Source organism: Campylobacter sp. CNRCH_2014_0184h (assembly GCF_025772985.1).
Classification (GTDB): domain Bacteria; phylum Campylobacterota; class Campylobacteria; order Campylobacterales; family Campylobacteraceae; genus Campylobacter_D.
On sequence record NZ_JAKMTB010000003.1, the window covers coordinates 174,581 to 191,505 of the forward strand.

Below are 16,925 nucleotides of genomic sequence, written 5' to 3' on the forward strand. Positions count from 1 at the left end.
GGAACTAAAATAATGTTTAAAGCAATATTTCAATTTTTATCAGATGTGATTAAAGATATTAATTCAGATAAGATTTGGGACTCTAGGGGTGGAATTTGTAAAACTAGAACTAATGGTAAATATGGATTTATGGATGATAAAGGCAAGGTAATTATTAGTCCTTGTTTTGATGCAGTTTATGATTTTAGCGAAGGATTGGCGTTAGTTGAGTTAAATAATAAATATGGTTTTATCAATAAAAATGGTAAAATTGTTATAGATCTTAAGTTTGATTTAGCGTATCCTTTTCATAGGGGATATGCAAAGGTAAAAATTAAGAAAAAATGGGGAGTTATTAATAAAGATGGTGATATAGTTTTACAGCCAGTATTTGATAGTGTTCTAGGGCTTGATAAAAGTGGTAAGGCATTTTTTGTTACATTTAAAGGTGTGACAGGCTTCATTGACAAAAATGGAAATTTTACTGAATTATATTAAAATATAATTTTATACATGAAATCTTAGCAAATTATATCTTTTACATTTTCACATTAAGGCATTAAAACAATATCCACCAAATCATTTTCTTTTATATTATCATGTGCTATCATAAGTGCGGCTTTGTGGTTAAGGTTGTTGATGATGGCACTTGAGCCTTGTTTTTTGCCTTTTAAATTGGCATAAATTTTTCCATCTTTAAATTCTACATTACAAGCTACAAATTCTAAATGCGGACTTTTTTTCTTATAGTCAGTATTTGCAAATGCTTTAAATACATAGTCTTTTTCTTGTAAAAGCCAAGCATTTAAAAGTTCTCTTACATATAAATTAAACATCACCATAGCCGAGTATGGAAAACCCGGTAGGGCAAAGATGAATTTGTCTTCAAATTTGGCTATTTTGATGTGTTTACCAGGCTTTACATTGACTTTGTCTAAGATGATTTCATACTCTTTAACAGCTTGCTTTAAAAAGTCAAAATCCCCCATGGAAACTCCACCGGTGGTAACTAAAATATCACACGCATTAAGTGCTTGCTTTAAAACACTTGGAGTTTTTTGCATATCATCCTTTAAAAGTGGGAAAATTCTAGCTTCAGCACCAAGTTTTTTTGCCATATTAGCTATGGCTACATGGTTTGATGAGCGAATTTGTGCAGGGTGCTCTAAGCTTTCGCCCAAGTCTTTGATCTCACTTCCACTACTTAGCACGCCTATGATAGGTTTAGCAAAAACACTAATGTGAAAATATCCAAGCTCGGCTAAAAGTGCTATCTCGCTATAGCCTAGTTTTGTACCTTTGGTGAGTAAAATTTCATCTTTGGTGTAGCTCTCACCCACCTTTCTTACAGCAAAGCCTTGTGGAACTTTTTCTTTTACATAAACCATGTTATTTTTAACTTCTACTTTTTCAACAGGTATTAAGGTATCACAACCCTCACTCATCAAAGAGCCTGTAAAGGTTTTAACACATTCTTTATTTTGTATTTTAAAGCTTGGAAAAACTCCCGCAGGTGCTTCACCTATGATAGACAAAGGCTCATCTTGCTCACTAAATTTAATCGCATAGCCATCCATAGAAGCTGTGGGAAATTGAGGGTTGTTAGTAGAAGCTTTGATATCTATGGCTAAAATTCTATCTAAGCACTGTGTTAAAGCGATGTTTTCTATCTTTTCATATGTTTGTATGTGTGAATGAAGTATGTCTAAACTTTGGCTATAAGAAGTTAGCATTTTAGTCCTTAGTGCTTAAAATTCCTGCTCCTTGAAGTTTCAAAGAGCGTTCTTTGGCATAAATTTTTTCGCCATTAATGATATCATATTTCCATATAGGTGCGCTTGCTTTAAAATCTTCTACAAAATCATTAATTAGCTTAAGTCCTAGTTTTCTTTGTTTGCTTAAAACCCCAGCAAAATAAGAACTCTCATGTACCTTAACCTCGCCGATAGAGTGAGCAAACATCAAGCTTACATTTTCATTTGCAAGTTTTTGGCACCATTTTTCAAACCAAGTTTTTAATAAAGGCTCATATATATCAAAACTCAAAGCCTCAATCTCATCTTCGGCCCTCACTATACCGCAAAATGTGATCAAAGCTCCGCAGTTTTTATCTTTAGCATATTCATACCATCTAGCATAAATGCTAGGAATTTCTAAGGCTCCTTGATGTAATTCAAACATAACTCATCCTCCACAAACCGGCGGTAATAAGCATATTTTATCCCCATCTTTTAAGGTAGTTTCATCATTAAAAACCATTTCATCGTTTAAGGCAACTGCACAAAGCTCAAGCCATTCTTTTAAGCTTTCATCTTGTCCTAAAATTGCTTTTAATTCTTTAAGATTATTTACATTTAGCTCTAAGCTTTCTTTGTTAATTGGCCCTAGAAATTCAACTTTTACCATTTTTTACCTTTATTCTTTGATTTCTAAAATTCCCATCATTCCAAGATCTTCATGCTCTAAAATATGGCAGTGAAACATTCTAATACCGGTAAATTTTTGACTCATTCTAAGTCTTAATTCTTCCCCAGGTCTTACATTAATCGTATCTTGTAATGCTCTGAATTTTGCTTTTGTTATTTTACCCTTAAATTTAGAAGATATGAGTTCAAATTGTGTTCCGTGTATATGAAAAGGATGATCCATATGTGAAGAATTTTTTACTACCCATTCTTCTACTTCATTTAATTTTGAGGTTAAATCCGTTCTATTCATATCAAATGTTTTACCATTGATTAAAAACATAAAAGCAAGGCTTTTTTTGATTTCTTCTTCACTTTTTTTACTAATACCATGCATTTGCATATGATCTTCACTCATAATCACTTCTTTAAAGCTTGTGGCTTCTTTTAAAGGTGGAAATTCGCGTAATTTCTCCGGTATGTTTTCTATAGTTTTTTCTACTTTAAGATCAGCTAACATAAGAGTGTAAGGTTCTTCTTTAACAAGCATTTTATCGCGGTCATAATAAATGCTTTCAAGTTTAAAATCACCTTTATTTGCTTTGATTAGTACTTCTACTCTTGAAGCAGGACTTAAAAATAACTCATCTAATTCAATACCTTTTTCTATAAGCCCTCCATCAGTTCCTACTAAAATAAATTTAGCACCTTTAATGCGTAAATTTAAATATCTTGCCGCACAAAAATTATAAATACGAATTCTTTGAGCTTTGTCAAGTGTTATTTTTGGCTTTAATTGTCCATTGATAAGAACTAAATTTCCTTCTCTACCATTTAGCCAATCAAATAAATTATTATCAGGAATTTGTGCATTTTCATCTAAACGCAAATCGCTAATCACCCAATCTTGTTCTTGTAAATGCGACAATGCATCTTTTTTAGCTTTTACTACAAATACCCCTGCTAAACCTTTATAAACTTGCTTTGCTGTGGTATAGTGTGGGTGTGGATGATACCAGTAGGTTCCTGCTGAATTTTCTCCAAGTTTAAAGCGATAAATTCTTTCTCTACCAGGCATGATAGGATCATGTGGATTACCATCTTGTTCAGGCGGTATGTCAAGTCCATGCCAGTGGATAGTAGTTGGTTCTTTTAAGCTATTTTTTACCAAAATTTCTACAGTGTCGCCTTCATAAACTTCTATTTTAGGTCCAGGTATAGAGCCATTATAAGTAAAGCATTTTGTTTTTTTACCTTTAACAAGTTCTATTTGACTTTCTTTGATTTCTATACTTGATCTAAAGAAATTTTTCTTTGTACTCGTATTTTTTAGAAGTTTTAAATTTGCTAATGTTTGGTTGCTAGGAAAGTTTTTTGCATCGAGCAGTTTAATATTTGGATTTTCTAGTTTAATAAAAGAAGTATCGATTTCTTTTATATCTGTTTGTGTATGTTTTGAGTGCATATTATGATGAGAATGATCTCCCATTGCATAAGCACTACTAATACTTGCTAAACTTAAAGCATTAAATTTTAAAAATAACCTTCTGTCCATTAAATTTTTACTCCTAAATTAATTTTGATTATAACTATTATTTGATTAATGATTGTAAATTATAAAAACAAGATATAATTTTAATATGATTTGCTATACAAGTGGTTTTAAATCAAAAATTAAGGAAAGATATGCTAATTAAAAATCATTTAGATAAAGACTTTCAAACTCCTGCTTATATTTTAGAAGAAGATAAACTTAGAAAAAATTGTGAACTTTTGGCTAAAGTGAGCGAGCAAAGTGGAGCAAAAGTTTTACTTGCTCTAAAGGGTTTTGCTTTTTCAGGTGCTATGGATATAGTGGGTGAGTATTTATCAGGCTGTACTTGCAGTGGGCTTTGGGAAGCTAAATTTGCAAAAGAATATATGGATAAAGAAATTCATACTTTTTCACCTGCTTTTAAAGATGATGAAATAGATGAAATCATAGATCTTTCACATCATATAGTATTTAATTCTTTTAATCAGTTTAAAAAATTTAAAGACAAAGCAAGTAAAAAGTCTCTTGGTTTGCGTTGTAATCCAGAGCTTTCAGTGGCTCCAAAAGAACTTTATAATCCTTGTGGTAGATTTTCAAGACTAGGAATTCGTGCGATTGATTTTGAAAATGAAGATTTAAGTGCTATAAGTGGGCTTCATTTTCATGCTTTATGTGAAGAAAGTGCGCATTCTTTAGAGCTTGTGTTAAATGCTTTTGAAGCTAAATTTTCAAAATTTATTAAAAATATGAAATGGGTTAATTTTGGTGGGGGTCATCACATTACAAAAGAAGGCTATGACACGCAAAAACTAATCGATCTTTGTAAAAAATTTAGCGATAAATATGGGGTGCAAGTGTATCTTGAGCCAGGTGAAGCTATAGGTTGGCAGTGTGGGACTTTAGTTGCAAGTGTGATAGATATAGTAGAAAATGAGAAAAAAATAGCTATTTTAGATACTTCAAGTGAAGCTCATATGCCAGATACTATCATCATGCCTTATACAAGTGAGGTTTTAAATGCTAGAATTTTATCAAGCCGTGATGGGGAAAAATATAGCGAGTTAAAAGAAAATGAATTTGCTTATTTACTTGGTGGTAATACTTGCTTAGCAGGGGATATCATGGGTGAGTATGCTTTTAATCAAGAGTTAAAAATAGGGCAAAAAATAGTATTTTTAGATCAAATTCATTATTCTATAGTTAAAAACACCACTTTTAATGGAGTAAGACTTCCAAATTTAATGTTCTTGGATAAGAATGAAAATTTATCTATGGTAAGAGAATTTGGCTATGAAAATTATTCAAAAAGAAACTAAAAATTGAGTTTTTTTGTAGTTTTTTGCAAATTTATGTTTTTTAAATAAAACTTTTTTTAAAATAAAAATGGAAACTGAAAATTAACAAAACTACAACGCTAAGCTTTGGCTAGTGTGTAATGTTTAGGAGTAATTTATGCATAGGGTTATACTAGCTCTTTTAGCCTGTTTTAACTTTCTATTTGCTCAAGAAAATTTTGAAGTTAAAAATACTCAAATTTGGGATGTGCAAAGAGTGATGAATATAGAAAGTTATCAAAATTTTGGTGCTTTGTGGACTAAACTACAAGGTGAATATATTGCAAGTGCTGTTTTGATTATACTTATAGTGGTAATTTCAGCTTTTGCATTGCATTATATGGTCATAGGTCCAAAGAAATTTTCTCATGATGGTAAGAAAATTTATGCCTTTTCGGTATTTGAAAGATTGTTTCATTTTGTAGCGGCAATTTCTTGGATTATCCTTGTGCCAACCGGTCTTATTATGATTTTTGGATCATATTTTGGTGGTGGATTTTTTGTAAGAATGTGTAAAAACTTACATGGCATTGCTACTATTTTATTTATCATTTCTATCATTCCTATGCTTTTATGTTGGATTAAAAGAATGCTTCCTGCAAGTTATGATTTAAGATGGATGATGATGGTTGGTGGATATTTAAGTAAAGAGAAAAAACCTGTGCCTGCTGGCAAGTTTAATTTTGGTCAAAAATCTTGGTATTATATAGCTGTTTTTGGTGGATTTTTGATGATAATCACCGGTGCGTTTATGTTTTTCCTTGATTTTAATTCTACTTCTTTACAATCTATTTTTGGAATTTCTCATATAGATATTTTAAGAGCTTCAGCTATCATCCATAATATTTTGGGTATTTTATGTGCGGTATTTTTTGCTATTCATATTTATATGGCTGTATTTGCTATTAAAGGAAGTATCCACTCTATGATTAGTGGTTATAAAGAAGAAGAGGAAGTTTATATTTTACATTCTTATTGGTATAAAGAATTAAGCGATAAAAAACAAATCAACCCATCATTTACTTACGATTCTAAAGCAAAATTTTAAAATCTCACTTGATTTTTTTAAATTTTCCTTGTTATAATCAAATAAAAATAACAAGGAAAATTAATGATACAAGATATTGATCTTTCGCGTAAATATTTTTATGAATTTTTTTCAAAAGCTTTTAATTTTATCGATGAAAATGAATTTAAAATTTGGCACGAGCAAGTTTTGGTTTTAGCTCAAAGTCCTTTAGATGATAGTTTAAAATCTGATTTTGAAAAACTTAGCGCATGCGATTTTGCAAGTTTTAAAGAAGAACAAAATGGAGTATTTTTTGATTTTTCTTACGTGAATGTGCCTATTAGCGCTTCTTTTTATGATGAGGGTAGAGATGATGGCAAAATGAAGCTTCAAGCCTGTGAAATCATTAGAAAAACCAAATTTAGAAAAAAAGAAGATTGCAGACAAAGTGAAGATGAATTTGGCTTTTTGTTTGCTTTTATGGCAAGTATTATTGAGCATGATTTAAAAGTTGCACAGCAATTATTTCGCTTTGTGATAAATCCTGTAATAGATGAGTTTATAGAAAAATTACAAATCCATAAAAACTCAAATTTTTACATTGCTATTGCCAATATTATGAAAGTCTTTTTTACAAACGAAAGAGCTTATTTAGAAGTACAAGCACCTGTAAAAAAAGAAGGTAAAAGTATAGCAGATGAAGCTTTACAAAGACTTCCTTACGAACCAAGACTTCCTACTAAATTTAGTAAAACAAATATAGAAGAACTTAGCAAATTATAAAAATAAATATGTATTTTGTTACCAAAATACATATTATCAAAATCATCTTTTTATGAAAATAGAAATTAAATAAAATCTTAAGTGAAAATATGCAAAAGTTATAATGTTTAAGTGTGTAAATACTTTGAAAATAAGTATTTATAGTTATTCTTTACTTTTATTTCAAAGGAGAGAACATGGAGGCCAATCAAAGAAGGGATTTTTTAAAAAAATCTTTGAAAATTGGTGCTTTAGGGGTAGTAGCTGGAGCGAGCGTTAATGCTTTAGCCAAAGATGATTACCAAGAGCAAAATACCGTAGTTTTAGGAAAAAGTACCAAAAAAGAAGTGCTTTATAAAAAAACTATGCATTGGGAAAAATACTACAAAATAGCTTACTAATTAAGAAAGGAAGAAGATGGCATTAGCAAGAAGAAATTTTCTTAAGCTTGCTGGTATTGCTGGTCTTGGAAGTGCGGCTTTTGGTAGTGAAAACAAAGCTATTAGAGCTGCAAGCGAACAAGAAGTAGCAAATCCTTATCCAGATTCTAAGATTGTTAGAACAATCTGTAGTATCTGTAGTGCAGGCTGTGGAATTAAAGCAGAAGTACAAGATGGAGTTTGGGTGCGTCAAGAAAACGCTATAGAACATCCTATTTCTCAAGGATCACACTGCTGTAAAGGGATAGATCAAATCGATCTTACTAAATCAAAACAGCGTATTAAATATCCTATGAAAAAAGAAAACGGTAAATGGGTGCGTTTAACTTGGGAGCAAGCTATCAATGAAATTGGTGATAAAATGCTTGAAATCCGTAAAGAAAATGGACCTGATAGCGTTATGTTCTTGGGTTCGGCTAAATTTAATAACCAACAAGCTTATTATTTTAGAAAATTTGCAGCATTTTGGGGTACTAACAATATAGACCACGTTGCTAGAATTTGACACAGCGCAACAGTCGCCGGTGTGGCGAATACATGGGGTTATGGCGCTATGACAAATCATTTTGGTGATGTGACTAAACATTCAAAAATGATGATTATTTTTGGTGCAAATACTGCTGTGGCTAATCCTATTGGATTTAAACACTTATTGCAAGCAAAAGATCGTAATAATGCTAAATTGGTAGTTGTAGATCCTGTATTTACAAAAACTGCAGTACATGCTGATGAATATGTAAGAATTCGTCCAGGTACAGATATAGCTTTAGTTTATGGTATGCTTCATTTGATCTTCAAAAACGGTTGGGAAGATAAAGAATTAATAAAAACCAGAACTTATGGGGTTGAAGAAATAAAAGCAGAAGCTGCTAAATGGACTCCTGAAGTTGTAGAAGATGTAACAGGTGTTCCGGCTGCTCAACTTGAAAAAATCACAAGAATGCTAGCTACAATCAAACCTGCTACGCTATTTTGGGCTTTAGGTATTACTCAACACTCAGTAGGTAGCTCTAACACAAGAATTCTAGCTATCTTGCAACTTGTTCTTGGTAATATAGGTAAACCAGGCGCAGGAACAAACATCATCAGAGGACATGATAATGTTCAAGGTGCTACTGATATGGGTTGTTTGGCTGATACTTTACCAGCTTATTATGGACTTGATGATAATGCTTGGAATCACTTCTCTAATGTATGGAATGTTGAGAGAGAGTATTTAAATTCAAGATTTTATTCTAAAGAATGGATGCATGAAAAAGGCTTTTCGCTAGCAAAATGGTGGCAAGGCGTTTTACATGAAGAAAAAACTTATTCTAACTCACCTATCCGCGTACTTTGGGTGCAAGGAACAGGTATTACTTCTATGGCACATACGGTAAAAATTCAAGAAGCACTTAAAAAACTTGATATGATCGTAATTGCTGAGCCTTTTGTAAATGAAGTAGCAGTTTTAGCAGATCGTCCAGATGGTATTTATATTATTCCTGCTTCAACCCAATTTGAAACAGAAGGTTATGTAACAGCGACTAACCGTGCTATGCAATGGCGTTCTCAAGTAGTAAAACCAATTTATGAAAGTAAAGAAGATCAAGAGATTATGTTTGCTTTTGCTAAAAAATTTGGTTTTTATAAAGAATACACTCGTGGTATGAAAATGGAATTAAAAGATCATAAACTTGTACAAACAAGAGATGATAATGATGATAATTTCATATGGCCTGATGATGCTACAAGAGAAATGAGTAATGGTCTTTTAAGTATAGGCTTAAGAGGTATTTCAGCTGAACGTCTAAGAAAACACCAACAAAATTGGGAACATTTTGATCCTGATACTCAAAGAGGTATTGGCGGTGAAGTTAAAGGTGAATATTATGGTTTACCTTGGCCTTGTTGGGATAAACAACACCCAGGTACTTCTATCATGTGGAATACAGATATTCCTTATGAAGAAGGTGGTATGGGCTTTAGAAATCGCTTTGGTTTAGAGCATGATGGGCATTCTCAATTAGCAGATGAGGCCTTTACTCCAAAAGGATGTAAAGTTAAAGGTGGCTACCCGCAAATCACTAAAGAAAATATCGAAAAAGTGTTTAATATCAAACTAAGCGATAAAGAAAAAGAATTAATGGGCGCTAGCTGGAGCACAGATATTTCAGGTATAATCTTAGAAAAATGTAGAGAAAAAAGTGCTTGTTGTTTAGGTAATGCAAGAGCGAGAATGAAAGTTTGGGAATTTGCTGATCCTATTCCACTACATAGAGAGCCTATTCACTCGCCTCGCTGGGATTTGGTTAAAAAATATCCTACTTGGGGTGATCAAGAGAAAAACTTTAGGGTTGAGAGTAAATTTATTAGCGAGCAACAAAAAACAGATTGGAGTAAAGAGTTTCCAACTATTATTTCAAGTATGCGCTTAGTAAATTTAAGTGGCGCGGGTATGCTTGAGAGAACTAGTAAATATCTTGCTGCAATCACACCTGAGATGTTTGCTAATGTGCACCCTGAACTTGCTTTAAAATATGGTATAAATGATGGTGATATGATGTGGATTCACTCGCCACAAGGTACTAAGATTAAAGTAAAATGTGTGCATAATCATTCAGTTACACCAGATAGAATTTGCTTGCCTTATAATTTTGCAGGTATTATGCAAGGAGTGGATTTAAGTTACAATTATCCTGAAGGTACTAAGCCTTATACTATAGGGGAAAGTTCTAACACGGTTACTAACTATGGTTTTGATATAAATACGCAAATTTCTGAGTTTAACGCAGGGCTTTGCAGACTTGAAAAGGCTTAAGGGGTAAGTTATGGCTAGAATGAAATTTTATGTAGATAATAATCGCTGTATTTCTTGCTTTGCTTGTCAAGTAGCTTGTTCAAGTGCGCATGAAGTACCAGTGGGAATTAATAGAAGAAAAGTAATCACTCTAAATGAAGGTATAGAAGGCAAAGAGTTTTCAACAACTCTTGCTTGCCAACATTGTACAGACGCTCCATGTGAGCAAGTTTGTCCTGTAAAATGCTTTTATATTAGAGCTGATGGTATTGTTTTACATGATAAAAAAACTTGTATAGGTTGTGGATATTGTCTTTATGCATGTCCTTTTGGCGCTCCACAATTTCCAAGAGATGGTGCTTTTGGCATTAAGGGTGAAATGGATAAATGTACTATGTGTGCAGGTGGTCCTGAGCCTACTAACTCTCATGAAGAAAGAGAGCTTTATGGACAAAATCGTATTGCAGAAGGTAAAGTACCTATGTGCGCTGCGGTTTGTTCTACAAATGCACTTTTGGTTGGTGATGCAGCTGAAGTTAGTGCAATGTATAGAAAAAGAGTTTTACTCAAGGGTCAAAACTTAGGACTTGATGCAAAATAACTCAAAGGGTGTTTACAAGCACCCTTTTTTACTACTTATAATCCAAGGTTAATTCATGGAAGAGCTAATTTTACAAATTCAAAAAAATCTTGATGAAAATAATAAACTTACTTGTAAAAAAGCACTAGAACTTTTAAAACAATACTCTAAAGAAGATTTTCAAGCCATTATAAAAGAATTAGGCGTAAAAATTTCAGATTGTGAGCTAGGTCAATTTGGCAAGTTAAATAAAAATATAGCAAAAAGTGAAATTTTGGAAAAATTAGAAACAAAATTAGATTCTAAGCGTCGCATATCATGTAAAGATGCTTTAGAATGTGCTAAAGACTTTAACATGGCTGATATGAGAGCTACGCTTAAAACTTATAAGATTGATGTTAAATACTGTGAACTTGGTTGTTTTGAAGAAAAAAAGGGTAAAAAATTTCATGTAAAAAGTAAAATTTGGGTAGAAAATCCTGATGGAGAATTGCTTTTTGGTAAAGGTAAAACAGATATTTTAGAATTAGTAGGAGAATGTGGAAGTATTTCTCAAGCAGCTAAACAACTAGGGATTAATTATAAAAAAGCATGGCTTTATATACAAGATTTAGAAAAAAATATGAAAGAAGAATTACTTATTGCTAAAAAAGGAAGAGGAAGTGAGTCAGGTAGCAAACTTACTCCAAGAGCTTATGAGTTAATTCAAAATTTTAAAATTTTACAACAAGATGTAGAAGAATACACCAATAAACGCTTTAAAGAATTATTTTTCAAGAAAAATCAAGAAAAAGATAAAACTTAATTTGAATACAAGTTATAACAATATATCATTAAATAAAAAAGGTAAAAGATGAAAATTGATTGTAGAGATTTAGCTTGTCCACGTCCTGTGATAGAAACAAAAAAAGCTTTAGAAGAGTTAAAAGAAAATGAAAATTTAGAAATTCTTTTAAACTCTCAAGCTTCTAAAGAAAATGTAATGAGATTTTTAAAATCTTTAAATTTGGAATTTAATGTTAAAGATTTAGATGATGAGAGTATTATTAGCATTGTAAAAGATGGCAATATAGCTCATAATCAAGAACAAAATTTACAAGAATACAATGTGTTATTTTTAAAAAGCGATAGGGTAGGTGAGGGAGAACTTGGAAAAAATCTAATGCTAGGTTTTTTAAAAACCCTAAAAGATTTACCAAATAAACCTGCAAAAATCCTTTGTGTTAATGATAGTGTTTTGATGAATACTGATTGCTCTCATATGGCATTTGAAGCCATGAAAGAACTTGAAAATTTAGGAGTTGAAATTTATAGTTGTGGGGCATGTTTGGAATTTTTTGGCAAAAGCAAAGAGCTTAAAATAGGTAAAATAGGTAATGCTTATGAAATTTTAAATGAACTTTTTGGAAAGGCAAAGATTATCTCTTTATGATATATAAAGATCAAAAACTAACCCAATATGTAAAAGCTGCGGGTTGAGCTGCCAAATTAGACTCGGTGGGTCTTGACAAAATTCTTGGCATTTTAAAACCGCATGAAAACCTTTTAAGTGGTATTGATAATAATGAAGATGCAAGTGTTTATAAGCTAAATGAAGATTTAGCTTTAGTGCAAACTCTTGATTTTATCACACCTGTGGTTGATAGCGCGTATCATTTTGGCGCTATAGCTGCTGCAAATGCCTTAAGTGATGTATTTGCTATGGGTGCTGAGGTGATTAATGCTTTAAATATTGTAGGCTTTGATACTTGTCATTTTAATAATGAAATTTTACTTGAAGTGTTAGAAGGTGCTAGAGTTAAGGTTGAAGAAGCTGGTGCTGTGCTAGTAGGTGGGCATACTATAGAAAATGATGAATTTATTTTTGGGCTTAGTGTAACAGGCGTAGTTCATCCTAAGAAATTTATAGCTAATAATAGCGCAAAAGATGGTGATGTGATTTTACTTACTAAACCTATAGGTAGTGGTATTATTAGTACTGCTATCAAGGCTGGTTTGCTAGAAAAAGCAAAGATTTTAAAAGCAGTAGAACAAATGAGTTTTTTAAATCTTTATGCAAGTCGTATTTTGAGGGAATTTAACAGTCTTAGTGCTTTAAGTGATGTTACCGGTTTTGGTCTTTTGGGACATTTAAAAGAAATGCTAAATAAAGAAATTATGATAGAAGTATATAAAAATGAAATTCCTTTAATGGATGGAGTTTTGTCAATGGCTAATATAGGGATTATCCCAGTGGGAGCTTATAAAAATAAAGATAGTCTAAAAATTTGGGTTGAAAATTTAAATGAAAAAGATGAGAATATAGTGTATTTTGATCCTCAAACTTCAGGTGGACTTTTAGCTAGTATGAGTGAAAATGAAGCAAATGAAGCTTTAAAAATTTTGAAAGATCACAATATAGAGGCAAAGATTATTGCTAGATGTGTAAGAAATACTCATAATTATTTATTATTGCGCTAATATTTTATTTACAATCAAAAATATATGTTTATATTTGTTACTTTTTTACATAAAAAAATAAATTACAAATAAATATATGTTGATTTTCGTTGCAATTTTTGTATCATAAATACATATTAACTATTAAAGTGGAGGAAAAAATGATACAAAAAGCTTTGCAATTAGCTGAAGAATTACAAAGAAAGATAGAAAGTAATATCTCTCAAAGCGAAAAAGAATTTCATGCCAAAATGCAAAAACTTTTAAACAATCCTAAAAATAAAGTAATGTTAATTGAGCTTTTAGATCGCTCTTTTAGATGTAAAGATAAAAGTGCGAGTTTTGAGCTTATAGAACATACTTTAAACAAATATGGTATAGCTGATTTTTTTAGTGCTTTTGAAAAATTTTTACTTTTTTCATTTTTAAATTTTGGAAAATTTGCACCGACTCTTAGTGTGCCATTTTTTATTAAGCATTTAAGAGAAGATACTAAAGCTATGGTTTTAGATGCAAATCCTAGTGTTTTAGAGCCTCATATGCGTAAAAGAAAAGATGAAGATAAAATCACTTTAAATGTAAATTTAATTGGTGAAGAGGTTTTGGGTGAAGCTGAGAGTGCTTATAGGATGAAAAAATACGAAGAAGCATTAAAAACAAGCTATATTACTTATATTTCTATTAAAATTACTACCATTTTTTCCCAAATCAATATCATTGATTTTGAATACTCTAAAGATGAGGTGGTAAAAAGATTGGATAAATTATATGCTCTTGCTTTAGAGGAAGAAAAAAAGCAAGGTGTGTCTAAATTTATCAATCTTGACATGGAAGAATTTAGAGATTTAGAATTAACCGTTGAAGCTTTTATGGAAAGTGTTGCAAAATACGATATTAAAGCAGGTATTGTTTTGCAAGCTTATTTGCCTGATTCTTATGAGTATTTGAAAAAACTTTTTGCCTTTTCTAAAGAAAGAGTTTTAAAAGGTATGAAGCCTATAAAAATTCGCTTTGTTAAAGGAGCGAATATGGAAAGTGAAGAAACTATAGCTTCACAAAGAGGTTGGGCTCTACCTACTTTTTATAAAAAAATTGACACTGATAGTAATTATAAAAAAATGCTTGATTTTGTCTTAGAGGGAGATAATCATAAATATATTAATATAGGTATTGCAAGTCATAATTTATTTGAAATTGCTTATGCTTATACTAGAATTTCACAAGCTGGAGCTTTATCATCTTTTACTTTTGAAATGCTTGAGGGTATGAGTTTACAATGCTCTTATGAGCTTTCTAAAATGCATGATCTTATACTTTATGCACCAGTTTGTGATGAAGCACATTTTAACAATGCTATTGCATACTTAGTAAGAAGACTTGATGAAAATACTAGTGAAGATAATTTCATGAGATATTTTTTCAATCTTAAAATTAATGATAAAAATTGGCAAATACAAAAAGAATTATTTCTAAAATCTTTAGAAGGTGTTGCTAGTTTGGATAATTCTACCCATAGAACTCAAGATAGAAATAATGAAACAAAGGCTATTAGTTCTTATGAGAGTAAAGAATTTAAAAACGAACCTGACACAGATTTTATCTTAAAAGCAAATAGAGAATGGGCTAAGGGTATAAGAGCTAAGTATGAAAATTTAGAAAATTATGATGTCTATCCAGTTGCAAAAGAAGAAATTAAAAACGAAAATTTACAAGTAGTAGAAGTTAAAGATAAAATCAAAAATCGCACTATAGGTAAAGCACACTTAGCAGGCCAAGCAGAGATCAAATACGCTTTAGATGTAGCTAAGAGCTCAAATTTTAGTGATTTAAGTCATGATGAAATTTATAAAATTTTAGCAAAAACTGCTCAACTTGTTAGAGAGCGTAGAGGAGATTTAATAGGTATAGCAGCTTTAGAAGTAGGAAAAACTTTCTTAGAAATTGATCCTGAAGTTAGTGAGGCTATAGACTTTTTAGAATTTTACCCACATTCTTTAGAAAAATTAAAAGAGCAAAATCCAAATACGACTTTTAAAGCAAAAGGCATAGGCGTGGTGATTGCGCCATGGAATTTCCCAGTAGGTATTTCAGTAGGAACCATAGCAGCGCCTTTGGCCGCAGGAAATAAAGTGATATATAAACCATCATCTTTATCGATGTTAACAGGTTATATGCTTTGTAAATGCTTTTGGGATGCAGGAATTCCTAAGGATGCTTTGATTTTCTTACCTGCTAAAGGTAGTGATATATCAAAATACTTACTTGTTGATCAAAGTGTGAAATTTTCAGTATTAACTGGTGGAGAAGAAACTGCTTATGCAATGCTCAAAGCTAATCCAACCTTGCTTTTAAGTGCCGAAACAGGCGGTAAAAATGCAACCATTGTTTCTAAATTTGCTGATCGTGATAGTGCGATTAAAAATATCATTCATTCAGCTTTTTCAAATTCAGGTCAAAAATGCTCTGCTACTTCTTTGCTAGTTTTAGAAGAAGAAGTTTATAATGATGAAGAGTTCAAAAAGACTTTGGTAGATGCTGCTAGTTCTATGGCGGTTGGAAATCCATTTGTGTTTAAAAATAAACTTGGAGCTTTAGCAGATAAACCAGATGTGAAATTACAAAAAGCTTTAGATGAATTAGCTCCGTATGAAAGTTGGGCTTTAAAACCTAAATTTATAGATGATAATCCTTATCTTCTAACTCCAGGGATTAAGTATGGTACTAAAAAAGGTGATTTTACGCACATGAATGAGCTTTTTGCACCAATTTTAACTGTAATGAAAGCAAAAGATTTAAAAGAAGCTATTGATATAGTAAATTCTACAGGTTATGGACTTACAGCAGGATTTGAAAGTTTAGATGAGAGAGAATGGGAGTATTTTCATACTCACATAGAGGCAGGAAATATTTATATTAATAAACCAACAACAGGAGCTATAGTTCTAAGACAACCTTTTGGTGGTATTAAAAAATCAGCCATTGGTTTTGGTAGAAAAGTTGGAATTTATAATTACATTACCCAATTTTTAGATATAGAGCAAAGTCAAGCTGATCAAAATGTTTTAGACAATGAATTAGTATCAAATTTAAATGCTTTAAGCTTGGATTTAAATGAGAAAGATAAAGCCGATTTTGAAGTCATTAAAGCTATGGCAAGAAGCTATGCTTACCACGCAAAACATGAATTTGCAAGTGCGAAAGATTATGTCAATATAAGAGGCGAGGATAATCTTTTCTCTTATACAAAGGTTAAAAATATCGCCTATAGAGTGCATAAAGATGATAGCTTAAAAGATATTTTAGGAGTTATTTTAGCAGCTAGTGTGCTAAATATTGATCTTATTTTAAGTTATGATGAACATGAAAAAATAGATCTTGTGCAAAAGATTAATCAAAAAATTAGTTCAAAAACTTTATTCCTTAAAGAAAGTAAAGAAAATTTCATTAGCAAAATAGCTGATTATGAAAGAATTCGTTATTTTGCTCCATTAGATGTTAATGATGAAATTTTCATAAAGGCAGCAAGTTGCGCAAAAATCATCGCTAATGCTAAGCCTTTAATGAATGGACGTTTTGAGTTGCTTTTATATCACAATGAAAAAGCTTTAAGTATATCTTTCCATCGTTATGGAAATCTAGGCATTCGTGCTTTAAAATAATATAA

At 31.4% G+C, this 16,925-nt stretch carries 15 protein-coding genes; 11 read left to right on the forward strand and 4 right to left on the reverse strand.

The genetic code is table 11. The annotated features are described in order from the left end of the window. The first annotated feature begins 12 nt into the window (after positions 1-12). Entirely contained in the window at positions 13-477 is a 465-nt protein-coding gene (locus L8X36_RS04340; RefSeq protein WP_263682706.1) for a WG repeat-containing protein, read from the forward strand. Between the two features lie 53 nt (positions 478-530). Here the strand turns inward: L8X36_RS04340 and L8X36_RS04345 are convergent, their stop codons facing one another. The 4 genes from L8X36_RS04345 to L8X36_RS04360 are packed head-to-tail and all read right to left on the reverse strand — an operon-like array spanning position 531 to position 3,939. After that, positions 531-1,712, reverse strand: coding sequence for a molybdopterin molybdotransferase MoeA (locus L8X36_RS04345; RefSeq protein WP_263682708.1), 1,182 nt, complete (start codon positions 1,710-1,712; stop codon positions 531-533). Between the two features lies 1 nt (position 1,713). Further along, positions 1,714-2,160, reverse strand: coding sequence for a molybdopterin synthase catalytic subunit (locus tag L8X36_RS04350; RefSeq protein WP_039627992.1), 447 nt, complete (start codon positions 2,158-2,160; stop codon positions 1,714-1,716). A gap of 3 nt (positions 2,161-2,163) precedes the next feature. Continuing rightward, complete coding sequence (locus tag L8X36_RS04355; protein ID WP_133319420.1) at positions 2,164-2,385, reverse strand: MoaD/ThiS family protein; 222 nt, start codon at positions 2,383-2,385, stop codon at positions 2,164-2,166. Positions 2,386-2,394: 9 nt separating this feature from the next. Then, entirely contained in the window at positions 2,395-3,939 is a 1,545-nt protein-coding gene (locus tag L8X36_RS04360; protein ID WP_263682709.1) for a multicopper oxidase family protein, read from the reverse strand. Positions 3,940-4,070: 131 nt separating this feature from the next. On the opposite strand from L8X36_RS04360, the gene nspC reads away from it, so the two are divergent. The 10 genes from nspC (at position 4,071) to L8X36_RS04410 (ending at position 16,920) form a co-directional block, all read left to right on the forward strand. Continuing rightward, a complete protein-coding gene (gene nspC, locus L8X36_RS04365; RefSeq protein ID WP_263682711.1) occupies positions 4,071-5,234 on the forward strand; it encodes a carboxynorspermidine decarboxylase in 1,164 nt (387 codons plus the stop codon). Positions 5,235-5,370: 136 nt separating this feature from the next. Continuing rightward, positions 5,371-6,300: a formate dehydrogenase subunit gamma gene (locus L8X36_RS04370; protein WP_263682713.1), complete on the forward strand. Its 930-nt coding sequence runs from the start codon at positions 5,371-5,373 to the stop codon at positions 6,298-6,300. Positions 6,301-6,363: 63 nt separating this feature from the next. Then, positions 6,364-7,044 (forward strand): molecular chaperone, encoded by a 681-nt coding sequence (locus tag L8X36_RS04375; RefSeq protein WP_263682715.1) that lies wholly within the window; start codon positions 6,364-6,366, stop codon positions 7,042-7,044. 176 nt (positions 7,045-7,220) lie between these two features. Then, positions 7,221-7,424, forward strand: coding sequence for a twin-arginine translocation signal domain-containing protein (locus L8X36_RS04380; RefSeq protein ID WP_012661099.1), 204 nt, complete (start codon positions 7,221-7,223; stop codon positions 7,422-7,424). Between the two features lie 16 nt (positions 7,425-7,440). Next, complete coding sequence (locus L8X36_RS04385; RefSeq protein ID WP_214097741.1) at positions 7,441-10,263, forward strand: formate dehydrogenase subunit alpha; 2,823 nt, start codon at positions 7,441-7,443, stop codon at positions 10,261-10,263. Positions 10,264-10,273: 10 nt separating this feature from the next. Beyond that, positions 10,274-10,843: a formate dehydrogenase FDH3 subunit beta gene (fdh3B, locus tag L8X36_RS04390; protein WP_039662920.1), complete on the forward strand. Its 570-nt coding sequence runs from the start codon at positions 10,274-10,276 to the stop codon at positions 10,841-10,843. Between the two features lie 55 nt (positions 10,844-10,898). Further along, positions 10,899-11,627, forward strand: a complete 729-nt coding sequence (locus L8X36_RS04395) for a winged helix-turn-helix domain-containing protein (RefSeq protein WP_263663801.1) — start codon at positions 10,899-10,901, stop codon at positions 11,625-11,627. A 48-nt stretch (positions 11,628-11,675) separates the two neighbouring features. Continuing rightward, on the forward strand, positions 11,676-12,254 hold the full coding sequence (yedF, locus tag L8X36_RS04400; RefSeq protein ID WP_263682718.1) for a sulfurtransferase-like selenium metabolism protein YedF: 579 nt from the start codon (positions 11,676-11,678) through the stop codon (positions 12,252-12,254). Continuing rightward, positions 12,251-13,282, forward strand: coding sequence for a selenide, water dikinase SelD (selD, locus tag L8X36_RS04405; RefSeq protein WP_263682720.1), 1,032 nt, complete (start codon positions 12,251-12,253; stop codon positions 13,280-13,282). The genes yedF and selD overlap by 4 nt, the downstream gene beginning before the upstream one ends. Before the next feature lie 140 nt (positions 13,283-13,422). Next, the gene (locus tag L8X36_RS04410; RefSeq protein WP_263682722.1) at positions 13,423-16,920 is read left to right on the forward strand and encodes a bifunctional proline dehydrogenase/L-glutamate gamma-semialdehyde dehydrogenase; all 3,498 of its coding nucleotides are present in this window, start codon (positions 13,423-13,425) and stop codon (positions 16,918-16,920) included. The last annotated feature ends 5 nt before the right edge of the window (positions 16,921-16,925 follow it).

What these genes read in the sequence shown, in the direction of transcription:
- L8X36_RS04360 (WP_263682709.1), bottom strand. Translation starts at nt 3,939, where the DNA reads ATGGACAGAAGGTTATTTTTAAAATTTAATGCTTTAAGTTTAGCAAGT.
- L8X36_RS04350 (WP_039627992.1), bottom strand. Translation starts at nt 2,160, where the DNA reads ATGTTTGAATTACATCAAGGAGCCTTAGAAATTCCTAGCATTTATGCT.
- nspC (WP_263682711.1), top strand. Translation starts at nt 4,071, where the DNA reads ATGCTAATTAAAAATCATTTAGATAAAGACTTTCAAACTCCTGCTTAT.
- yedF (WP_263682718.1), top strand. Translation starts at nt 11,676, where the DNA reads ATGAAAATTGATTGTAGAGATTTAGCTTGTCCACGTCCTGTGATAGAA.
- L8X36_RS04370 (WP_263682713.1), top strand. Translation starts at nt 5,371, where the DNA reads ATGCATAGGGTTATACTAGCTCTTTTAGCCTGTTTTAACTTTCTATTT.
- L8X36_RS04355 (WP_133319420.1), bottom strand. Translation starts at nt 2,385, where the DNA reads ATGGTAAAAGTTGAATTTCTAGGGCCAATTAACAAAGAAAGCTTAGAG.
- fdh3B (WP_039662920.1), top strand. Translation starts at nt 10,274, where the DNA reads ATGGCTAGAATGAAATTTTATGTAGATAATAATCGCTGTATTTCTTGC.
- L8X36_RS04345 (WP_263682708.1), bottom strand. Translation starts at nt 1,712, where the DNA reads ATGCTAACTTCTTATAGCCAAAGTTTAGACATACTTCATTCACACATA.
- L8X36_RS04380 (WP_012661099.1), top strand. Translation starts at nt 7,221, where the DNA reads ATGGAGGCCAATCAAAGAAGGGATTTTTTAAAAAAATCTTTGAAAATT.
- L8X36_RS04340 (WP_263682706.1), top strand. Translation starts at nt 13, where the DNA reads ATGTTTAAAGCAATATTTCAATTTTTATCAGATGTGATTAAAGATATT.
- L8X36_RS04375 (WP_263682715.1), top strand. Translation starts at nt 6,364, where the DNA reads ATGATACAAGATATTGATCTTTCGCGTAAATATTTTTATGAATTTTTT.
- L8X36_RS04395 (WP_263663801.1), top strand. Translation starts at nt 10,899, where the DNA reads ATGGAAGAGCTAATTTTACAAATTCAAAAAAATCTTGATGAAAATAAT.
- L8X36_RS04410 (WP_263682722.1), top strand. Translation starts at nt 13,423, where the DNA reads ATGATACAAAAAGCTTTGCAATTAGCTGAAGAATTACAAAGAAAGATA.